At 48.3% G+C, this 10089-nt stretch carries 7 protein-coding genes and 2 pseudogenes; 5 read left to right on the top strand and 4 right to left on the bottom strand.

Annotated elements, in window-relative coordinates; genetic code table 11:
• Positions 1 to 1103: pseudogene (locus V6C93_RS19150) on the top strand (thioredoxin domain-containing protein); the annotation flags it as partial.
• A 38-nt stretch (positions 1104 to 1141) separates the two neighbouring features.
• Here V6C93_RS19150 and V6C93_RS19145 read toward each other — a convergent pair.
• From V6C93_RS19145 to V6C93_RS19135, 3 genes are all read right to left on the bottom strand, one after another.
• The gene (locus V6C93_RS19145; RefSeq protein WP_414644209.1) at positions 1142 to 2878 is read right to left on the bottom strand and encodes a peptidoglycan D,D-transpeptidase FtsI family protein; all 1737 of its coding nucleotides are present in this window, start codon (positions 2876 to 2878) and stop codon (positions 1142 to 1144) included.
• A gap of 196 nt (positions 2879 to 3074) precedes the next feature.
• Complete coding sequence (locus V6C93_RS19140) at positions 3075 to 3488, bottom strand: hypothetical protein (RefSeq protein ID WP_333478261.1); 414 nt, start codon at positions 3486 to 3488, stop codon at positions 3075 to 3077.
• A 243-nt stretch (positions 3489 to 3731) separates the two neighbouring features.
• Positions 3732 to 5918 (bottom strand): GAF domain-containing protein, encoded by a 2187-nt coding sequence (locus V6C93_RS19135; RefSeq protein WP_333478260.1) that lies wholly within the window; start codon positions 5916 to 5918, stop codon positions 3732 to 3734.
• 12 nt (positions 5919 to 5930) lie between these two features.
• Between V6C93_RS19135 and V6C93_RS19130 the strand changes: the two genes are divergently transcribed.
• From V6C93_RS19130 to glgB, 4 genes are all read left to right on the top strand, one after another.
• The gene (locus V6C93_RS19130; protein ID WP_333478259.1) at positions 5931 to 6128 is read left to right on the top strand and encodes a hypothetical protein; all 198 of its coding nucleotides are present in this window, start codon (positions 5931 to 5933) and stop codon (positions 6126 to 6128) included.
• 370 nt (positions 6129 to 6498) lie between these two features.
• Positions 6499 to 6636, top strand: coding sequence for a hypothetical protein (locus V6C93_RS19125; protein ID WP_333478258.1), 138 nt, complete (start codon positions 6499 to 6501; stop codon positions 6634 to 6636).
• Between the two features lie 271 nt (positions 6637 to 6907).
• Entirely contained in the window at positions 6908 to 7207 is a 300-nt protein-coding gene (locus tag V6C93_RS19120; protein WP_333478257.1) for a hypothetical protein, read from the top strand.
• 331 nt (positions 7208 to 7538) lie between these two features.
• The gene (gene glgB, locus V6C93_RS19115) at positions 7539 to 9842 is read left to right on the top strand and encodes a 1,4-alpha-glucan branching enzyme (protein WP_333478256.1); all 2304 of its coding nucleotides are present in this window, start codon (positions 7539 to 7541) and stop codon (positions 9840 to 9842) included.
• Between the two features lie 53 nt (positions 9843 to 9895).
• On the opposite strand, the pseudogene V6C93_RS19110 reads toward glgB, so the two are convergent.
• Positions 9896 to 10089: pseudogene (locus V6C93_RS19110) on the bottom strand (prepilin-type cleavage/methylation domain-containing protein); the annotation flags it as partial.

Below are 10089 nucleotides of genomic sequence, written 5' to 3'. Positions count from 1 at the left end.
GGAGTTATCGAGAATTGGAGCAACTCTTAACTGCTAAAGAGTTAGCAGAGCTCAAGCAGCAATTTACGATTACAGCCGAGGGCAATTTTGAAGGAAATATTGTCTTACAGCGTCGTTACTCTGAGGCGTTAAGCCATACGGTTGAAGCCGCTTTAGCCAAGCTGTTTGAAGTTCGTTATGGCTCAAAGCCTGACGCCTTAGAAACCTTCCCACCCGCCCGAAATAATCAGGAAGCGAAGGGGGAGGGGTGGCCGGGTCGGATTCCAGCCGTAACGGATACAAAAATGATCGTAGCCTGGAATAGCTTGATGATTTCCGGTTTGGCACGGGCTTATAGTGTATTCCGTCAGCCGGAGTACTGGCAATTAGCAACAGGTGCGGCTAGTTTCATCTTGGAGAATCAATGGGTACAGGGACGATTCCACCGACTCAACTACGATGGGCAACCGTCGGTACTAGCACAGTCTGAAGATTATGCTCTGTTTATCAAAGCTCTGTTGGATTTGCATCAAGCGAGTTGGCAAGTTAGCCGCCTACAGGTTGAAAGTTCAAACTACCCTTCCAACCTTCAACCTTTCTACTGGCTAGAGAAAGCCATTAAGGTACAGGAAGAGTTTGATGAATTCCTCTGGAGTGTGGAACTGGGAGGCTACTACAACGCCGCTAGTGATGCCAGTGGTGAGTTATTAGTGCGTGAGCGGAGCTATGCTGACAATGCCACACCCTCAGCGAATGGGATAGCGATCGCCAATTTGGTTCGCCTTGCCCTACTTACCGAAGACCTCCAGTACCTCGACCAGGCGGAGCAAGCCCTACAAGCGTTCAGTAGTGTGATGAATCAGTCCCCCCAAGTCTGTCCTAGTTTATTTATTGCCTTGGATTGGTACTGCCATTGCACCCTGATTCGAGCTAACGCTGAGCAACTCGCTTCCTTAAGTACTCAATACTGGCCCGCGAGTGTCTATCAATTAGAGACGAATTTGCCCCAAGATGTAGTGGGCTTGGTGTGTCAAGGCTTGACCTGTAGAGAACCGGCCTTCACGATCGAGCAGTTGGTAGAGCAAGTACGGCAAAGCCAAATGAGAGCGTCTGAACTAGTCTAAGTTCATGTTTTTCGTATTGACTATATTTTAATTATGTGCTATTGCTTGGGGGCTTCAATAGGCTGACTGGGCGGAATTCGCTCAATGGAAATTAAGGCTTCGAGTACGGACTTAACAACGGGTGCTGCCACGGTTGAACCAAAAGCATCTTTCCCCTTCGGATCATCGACCACCGCTAAAACAACGTAGCGGGGAGACTCCACGGGAAAAATGCCAACAAAGCTAGTGATTTTGGCATTGGTGTAATAGCCGCCTGTGGGACTGGCTTTCTGAGCCGTACCGGTTTTCCCTGCAATGCGGTAACCAGGGACTTGAGCGTTTTTTCCGGTGCCCTCACGAACCACATTTTCCATCATTTGGAGTACCGACTGGGTGGTTTTGGGTGAGAAGAGCGATCGCGGTGCTGGAAGGCGAGGTTGCCAGTGCATTTGCCCTTTATTATCAAACAAACCCTGAACCACATGGGGCGTCACCAGCTTGCCTCCATTGGCTAGAGTGGCGTGCATCTGAGCAAGCTGAATTGGTGTTAAAGAAAAGCCTTGACCAAACGCGGCTGTTGCCGCATTAACGGGTGTTGCCGTAAACTGCCGCTCACTCTTGAGCTGCCCTGCTGCCTCGAAGGGCAGGTCGATCGCAACTTTTTGCCCCAAGCCGAGCCTTTCTAGCCAGGTATAGTAAACCTTCGGTTTCATCTGTTGGATGATCCGAACCATACCAATATTGCTGGAGTATTCCAGAATCTTGCCTACGCTGATCAGTCCGTGACCCCCTTTGGATTCAAAGTCAAAGTTGGCAATTTGCCACTGTCCCAGCTGAATCTGACCTGTATCGTTAAACAAGCTGTCGGGTTGAATGGCACCGATTTCCAATGCGATCGCGACGTTCAAGGGCTTGAATGTCGAACCAGGTTCGTACAAATCGGAGAGCGCCCAGTTTTTAAATCGACCAACATCAAACTTGGAGTATTGATTGGGATTGTAGGTTGGCTCTGTCGCCAGCGCTAACAGAGATCCATCCCGTGCATCCATGACGATAACTGTACCTCGCTCGGCACTAAACTGCTCCATTCTTTGCTTCAAAGCAAAGCGGGCTGCCCGTTGGAGGCGACTATCCATCGTCAACTGCAAGCGCAAGTCATCAAAGTGAAGAAATCCTTCTGGAACATGGTCGGGCATCAGCGAACCATTGCCAGCCCTGCTGAGTCGCAGCGTGCGAACAGCACGTTCGAGTAGCTCCTCCTTAGAATATTCCACTCCTGCCTGACCGCGATGATCGACATCAACGTACCCTACAACATCTGCGGCTAAATCCTGCTGAGGATAAAGGCGGGAGTACTGTTGAATCAGCTCTAGACCATTCGCTTGTAGCCGAGCAATTTGATCGGCGACTTCTTCGGTTAAGCCATAGCCAAGCCGAATTCCACTTGATTTTTGATTGAACCGCTTCTCTAACTGTGTTGACGACTTGCCAAGAATTGGAGCGAGCAATGCTGACATTTCCCGCTTAGAAATTTTGAACAGCTTGGGGTGAGCATACAGCGTGTAGGCGGGGCGATCGGTCGCCAGAACATTGCCGTTTCGGTCAACAATCGAACGGCGGGGGACAAAGGGACGTAGATATACCATCTGCTGTCGGCGTGCTCGTCCCTCCAGCACAGGTGATTGCGTGACTTGCAATCGATACAAATTAAATAAAATGCCAAGACCGGCTGCTATCATCAGTCCCCAGACCAGCAAGAGTCTGAAGCGCAGTAGTTGAGATGAATTTTGAGCTATGTTGGGTCACCTCCTGCTGAGCGGTCCTGAATTTGCAGCTGACGTAGCTGTGTTAACTGAGATTTCATGAGCGATCGCTTTCATACTCCTAGTGAATGATTGGCGATGACAAGAGCCATGTCCCAAACACAAGGAGAGATCATAGGTGATGCTTTTGCTCTATCCGTTATTGACAAGGAGCATGTCCAATGAACCACTAGTAACCAAATACTCCCTTTGCCGCTGGTTCCGGATCGGTACTCTGAGTAGGAGACTGATGCAATGGACGCTGCGGCGCTGATGGTAGATAAATTGTATTCGCTTGGCTGGGAGGGACTAGACCTGTACCCGGTCTTTCCGCTTGTTGAGCCAACTTGTCTTTCATGACGGCATCGGCTGTCGTCAGTTGCCGTTCCTCTCGTTGCAGTTTTTGCCACTTACTATACTCTTGCGACCACTGCTGCTGGGTGTAAACTGTCCAGGAATAAAGGCCAAGGGTAGCCGCCACCAGTAAGAACGCCATCAGGTCGGAGCCACGCTGCAAAACAAGTAGTGACGAGAGCCAAATTGGCTTTGGACGTTGCGATACGTTGAGCTTCTCGACCTTTTGTGCTGCCGTTCTCGACGGCATACTGGTCACAGTGGAGAAAGGCGCTACTTTTGATTGCGTTAGCCCTGAGTTAGCAGCTGATCTTCTAGACCGACGTCGTTGAGGCAAAACTGAGTGTTGGGCAGCATTCATATACTTTTCACAGTTCTTCGTTAGTATCAGAGCAAATAGTTCGTGGTTATTTGCTCACAGGTCTATAATCGAACCCATCCTAGCATCAGCTGTAGGTCGTGGTCGCTAATGATTCCAGGTTGGATATTGGGGCTAGAGACTATGGACTGGGGACTGGGGACTGGACTTGTGCCCTATCTCGAATCTCCACTCGCTTTTTACCAATCCCTGATCCCTTTCTCCGTCAGATTTCAAGGGTTTGGGATGCCGAATTGGAATTTCTATGAGGAATGCTGTCCCTTGACCCAGTTGAGACCGAACATCTAATCGACCATGATGTTGGTTAACAAGTGTTTGATAACTGACCGTTAAGCCTAAGCCTCTGCCTTGGCCTACTTCTTTCGTCGTGAAAAATGGCTCAAAAATCCTTGGTTCAATTTCTGGCTTAATTCCCGGCCCATTGTCTCGAATTTCAATCTGAACTCGACCCATATCCCCGGCTTCACCGCTTGCCAACCATTTGGTATGCAGTGTGATGACTTTATGAGGATGAGCCGAACGGTTGAGGGCTTCGATCGCATTCGTCAGGATGCAGAGGAAGGCTTGATTCATGGGCTTTGGGTAACATTCCACTGGTGGTAAGTGATCATACTTCCGCTCTACCTCGATCACGCCACTCATCTGATTGTGCAAAATCAGCAGCGTACTTTCTAACGCAGCATTGAGATCGATCACTTTTAGAGGAGCAACATTACTGCCAGAGAATTTTTGTAACACCTGAACGATCTCATGAATTCGTTCGGCTCCTGATTCCATCGATTTTAGAATCTTCGGCAAATCTCTGAGTAAGAAATCCATATCTGTTTCCTCCGCCAGTTTTTGGACTTCGGTTACGGGCTGAGGATAGTGAGATTGGTAAGCTTGAACTAAGCGGATCAGGTCATGAATGTAATTTTCCACATATGGGATGTTGCCATAGATAAAGTTAACTGGATTATTGATTTCATGAGCAACCCCGGCAACCATCCGACCTAAACTCGACATTTTTTCACTTTGAATCAGCTGGGCTTGCGCTAGTTGCAGTTCCTCCAGCATTTCGGTCATCTTCTGCGCTTGCCGAGCACTTTCTCTGGCTTGGTGCTGGGTGCGGGCATACAAATAAGCCTGTTGCAGAGAAATGGCTAGTTGATCAGCTACGGCTTGGGCGAGTTCTTCATCGTTTTTCGACCAGTACCGAATTTGCGAACACTGATTGAGGTAAAGCAAGGCTTGGAGTGTACCGTTCGCTTGTACAGGGATTACCAGAGAAGATTTGATCTGTGCTTTTTGGTACTCCAGGTTGGCGGCACCAATCCGTTCATCTTGGCTAATATCGGGAATCATCACCCGTTGCCGATGCTGGATTACCCACTGAGTGATGGGGCCTGTTGTGTCAAAGTCGTCAATTGAAGCGGAAAACGGTAGACGGAAAACTTCGTATAGATGTTTCTGCCGGAAAGCCTCACTCTTTGGCGACGCTGGGAGTCCCTCTGGGGGATATTCTCCTATTTCCGGGTTTTTTGAGTCTTCAACTAGATGAACCAGACACCGATCAATCTGCAACACTTCCAAGAGCTGGGCGATCGCTTCCGTTAGGATGGTTTCTATCTCAAAACTTTGACGGGTCTGGTTGATAATATGATTGAGCAATCGTTCCCGAGTCGCTTGTGTCTGGGTCTGTTCGTAGAGTTGGGCTTGACGGATGGCTATTTCTAAAGATTCGGCGATCGACTCCAGAAACTCTATTTCGCCAGTTTCCCAACGGCGAGGTTGCTCTGAAAGACAGGCCATAAAACCGATCCCGCCTTCTTTCCCTCGAACCGGAATGAAGAGGTTTGCTTTATAGCCAAATATTTGGCGATCGCTTTGAGCGTCATTTTGTGGCGCATCACTAGGCGACTCCCCCCTCAGGCTCAGCCAATTGCCTCCAGGCTGAGATAATATCTGCTTAATCCAAGGACGCTTTTGAGCAATCAGATTTAACAATCCCCACTCAAGTGTGCCCGCGCCGTTCTCCATCATTACCTTCCCCGTAGCGAGGGCGGGGGCAACATCTCCTAAGGTTTTTAAGGGATAGTCTCCCAAAACAGAACTTTTATGGGAGTTGTATTGGCGTTCGCAAACGACCCGAATTTGCTGTGTATCCTTGAGATACCATAAAAAAATACAGGCATCTAGATGGAGCAAAGCAGCGACTTCATCCACTGCTGTTTGGAGTACCACTTGCAATTCCAGCGAGTTACGGATGCGGTCAACGATCTTCCGTATTAGCGCTGCTTGCCGTCGAGGTGACTTGTTCAAGGTTTGGAGCAATTGAAAAGCCTGATTGACAGTAGGGAACACAATGCCTCGCTTTATCGATACTCCACACCCATCTATCTCCCGATGGCTGATTATGAAGCTTACGTCCTTTCTGAATTTTGGGGAGGAAACGCCAAACCAGGAGATGGTGTAAGCGGGAGAGAGGATGATGGGGGAGTGTTAGTCGAAACTCAAGCTATCCGCCTTTGAGTTTATCCTCCTCTTTCCCCAGGTCTCTCACGCCCTTAGGGCATAAGATATTTATCCTTAAATTTTATGCATATATTAGCAGCCTAACTTGGAAATCATTCTAAAAATCACTGTTCAACAGGCCGTCTCTTGTGTACTTTATTACCTTTGCTCCTCAAGAACTGTATTCCCCATAACGAAAGACTGTTGAAGATTGCGAGAGCTGACAAAGGGAAAGATCGTCTATGAGACTAGATCAGCCCATACCTTAAGTCAGGTCTGTATTTACGAAGGTATATCGAAAAAAACAATTCTTCATGCTAAAACAGTAGAATTGTAATGGGTCTTCGTAACATTCTTTTAACGCAGCCCGTGAAAAACAGAGGAGTGTATGAATAAGAAATTAATGGGTTTGGCTCTCTTACTTACTTTGGTCACTACTTTGGGAGCCTGCAAGTCTGATACCGCCCCTGAGGGAGGTGCTTCACCGGGTGGTTCTCCTGCTGAGTCGAGTCCATCGCCCACCTAAATACATACAAGCCTTCGGATGGGATAGCTGTTGCTGTACGCGCTTAGCCAACACCATTGCCTAAAGCTTTGGTATGCCTCAGTGCGTCACCCATGTAGCTATCACAAGAATCGCGCTGGCTTAATCAGGGGAAGAAAATTGCTCCTGGCGCTCTTGCGACATCCAGACACTGTGTCGGGTGTCGTATTTTACTTTAGATATAGAGAAAGTTTCGATTTGTGCAGTAGAGCTCCCCCTATGTTTCACCCTTCGACTCATGCATTGAGCACCGATGACCAAAGTCAGACTCCTATCTAACTTATCTATCTGGTTGGGCATCACTTTTTGGGTAACTCAACCTGGTGTGTGTTTGCCGCCGCAGGAAGACATGCCAGAAGAGGTGTTGAGAACAGAGATTATTACTGAAGCGCGATCGCCAATAGATGGCAAACCCTTAACCGCCGCAGAATATGCCCAACTCAAAGCTCAGTTAGAAGAACGCACGCTCCCCCCTCAAGTAAGCCCAAAGATCCGGCGGTTGATTTTTTTGCTACGCTTGCGCCAGCTGTTCCGAACCATTGTTCCTTTTTGACAGCCTATATGCACCAACCTGGCTAAGTAGGGTGTAGGATGCTCGACACATATTCTCTCCATACCCCTCATCCCCCCAGGAAGCTACATACCCCCATCTCCTCACAGTGATGCGCAACCGACCCAAGGGAGAATGGGATATACTAACGTGGCTCAAGTTTCATTACACGGCCTAATCTGTGAAAAATACTCTGCTGGTAGGCGTTGCTAGCCCATGCTGGGCGTGTATTTTATCAAGTTGAGGAAAAATGTGTAGAAAAAAACAAAAATATATATAAATATTAAAGTTATTATAACGCTCTGGCTCCCTGTTGATTGAGGTAGATAACTTGATGTCCCTAACGATCGCCCCTGAACAAATTGACCGTATTGTTTGGAATCAACATCACGATCCGTTTGAAGTCCTTGGCCCCCATCGATTTGAGCAGGATGGTAAGACGAGTTGGATAGTACGGGCGTATCTACCAAATGCAGAAGCCGCGTGGGTAGTTCGTCCAGAAGAACGGATGGAATACCCCATGCAAGCGGTGCATCATCCTCACTTTTTTGAAGCCACCATTGAGACACCCGAACTCGCCAATTACCAGCTGCGCATTAAGGAAGGAGAGCATGAGCGGGTGAGTTACGACCCTTATGCCTTCCGTTCCCCCCTCTTGACAGATTTTGACCTCCATCTATTTGCCGAAGGCAACCATCACCGCATTTACGAGAAACTGGGGGCTCACGCTACTGAAATAGAAGGCGTTAAAGGAGTCTACTTCGCCGTCTGGGCACCCAATGCTCGTAATGTTTCGCTTTTAGGAGATTTCAACTACTGGGATGGGCGCAAACACCAGATGCGTAAAGGTTCCACTGGTGTTTGGGATCTATTTATTCCTGGAATCGATGTGGGAGAGCGATACAAATACGAAATCAAAAATTTTGACGGTCACATCTACGAGAAATCTGACCCCTATGGCTTCCAGCAAGAAGTGCGACCCAAAACGGCGTCGATTGTAACTGACCTGGATGCTTATGAATGGAATGATGCGGAATGGATGGATCAGCGGCGTCACACCGAGCCGCTAACTCATCCCATTTCTGTGTATGAAGTTCACTTGGGTTCTTGGCTTAATGCCTCTGCCGCCGAACCGGCTAAGTTACCTACTGGTGAAACTGAACCTGTAGTCGTGGTTTCTGAACTAAGACCGGGAGCACGTTTCCTCACATACCGGGAACTGGCACATAAGCTCATTCCTTATGTAAAGGAACTGGGATTTACTCACGTTGAGCTGCTGCCGATCGCAGAGCATCCATTTGATGGTTCGTGGGGATATCAAGTTACAGGTTACTATGCCTGTACCTCCCGATATGGGACACCCCAGGACTTTATGTATTTCGTTGACCAGTGTCACCAAAATGGGATTGGGGTGATTGTGGACTGGGTGCCTGGTCACTTCCCCAAAGATGGGCACGGTTTGGCGTTCTTTGATGGTACCCATCTTTATGAACATGCTGACCCCCGCAAGGGTGAACATAAAGAGTGGGGTACGTTGGTATTCAACTACAACCGCAACGAAGTCCGAAACTTCCTGGTTGCCAACGCCCTGTTCTGGTTCGATAAATACCACATTGATGGGATGCGGGTGGATGCTGTCGCTTCAATGCTTTACCTCGACTATTGCCGCAAACCTGGAGAGTGGGTCACCAACCAGTACGGGGGTCGAGAGAATATTGAGGCCGCTGATTTCCTACGTCAGACGAATCATGTGATCTTTAGCTACTTCCCTGGTGTCCTCTCAATTGCAGAGGAATCGACAGACTGGCCTATGGTGTCTTGGCCGACCTATGTAGGAGGTTTGGGGTTCAATTTGAAGTGGAACATGGGCTGGATGCATGACATGTTGGATTACTTCCACATGGACCCCTGGTTCCGTCAGTTCCACCAGAACAATATTACGTTCAGTATGTGGTACAACCACAGCGAGAACTACATGCTGGCGCTTTCCCACGACGAAGTCGTCCACGGCAAGAGCAATATAATCGGTAAGATGCCGGGGGATGAGTGGCAGAAATTTGCTAACGTCCGTTGCTTGTTTACTTATATGTTCACTCACCCCGGTAAGAAAACCCTCTTCATGAGCATGGAGTTTGGTCAGTGGAGTGAGTGGAATGTCTGGGGCGATTTGGAGTGGCGTTTGTTGCAATATGAACCCCACCAGAAGTTAAAGCAGTTTATCGCCGACCTCAATCAGCTTTATCGCAGCGAACCATCTCTTTATACACAGGATTTTGCCCAAGAGGGGTTTCAATGGATTGATTGCAGTGATAACCGCCATAGTGTGGTTTCCTTTATCCGTCGCTCCAAAGATTCTGGGGAGTTTGTGATTGCTGTCTGCAATTTCACACCTCAGCCTCATAGTCACTACCGTGTGGGTGTTCCAGAGATGGGATTTTATACGGAACTGTTTAATAGTGACGCCCGTGAGTACGGCGGTAGCAATATGGGGAATCTTGGGGGTAAGTGGACGGACGAGTGGTCGTACCACAATCAGCCTTACTCGTTGGATTTGTGTTTGCCACCGTTAGGGGTATTGATTCTCAAGATTAATCGTGAGAAGACTCAGGCCGTGCTACAGCAGAATTGGAGCGAGTAGGAGTCAGTAGGGTGGGCGATGCTCACCCTACTGCTATCGACAGTTCGCAATTTTTAATAACAGTAGTACTTGCTATCCTGCTTTTTAGAATGTTCTTTTCCGGTTCGCAATGTTCCTAAGAGGGTGGAAACAATAACACAGCGCTTAGTTTTACCACTTAGTTGATGGGACAAGGTAATCCGTCCTTTTGATGAAATTGAGGTCTGACCACACTCATCATTTAACTGATAAACAGGGCAACCATAGT

It is taken from the genome of Allocoleopsis sp. (assembly GCF_036703385.1).
GTDB lineage: Bacteria > Cyanobacteriota > Cyanobacteriia > Cyanobacteriales > Coleofasciculaceae > Allocoleopsis.
Note: the sequence above shows the minus strand (reverse complement) of the source record. Positions and strands in the feature narration are given on the sequence as shown.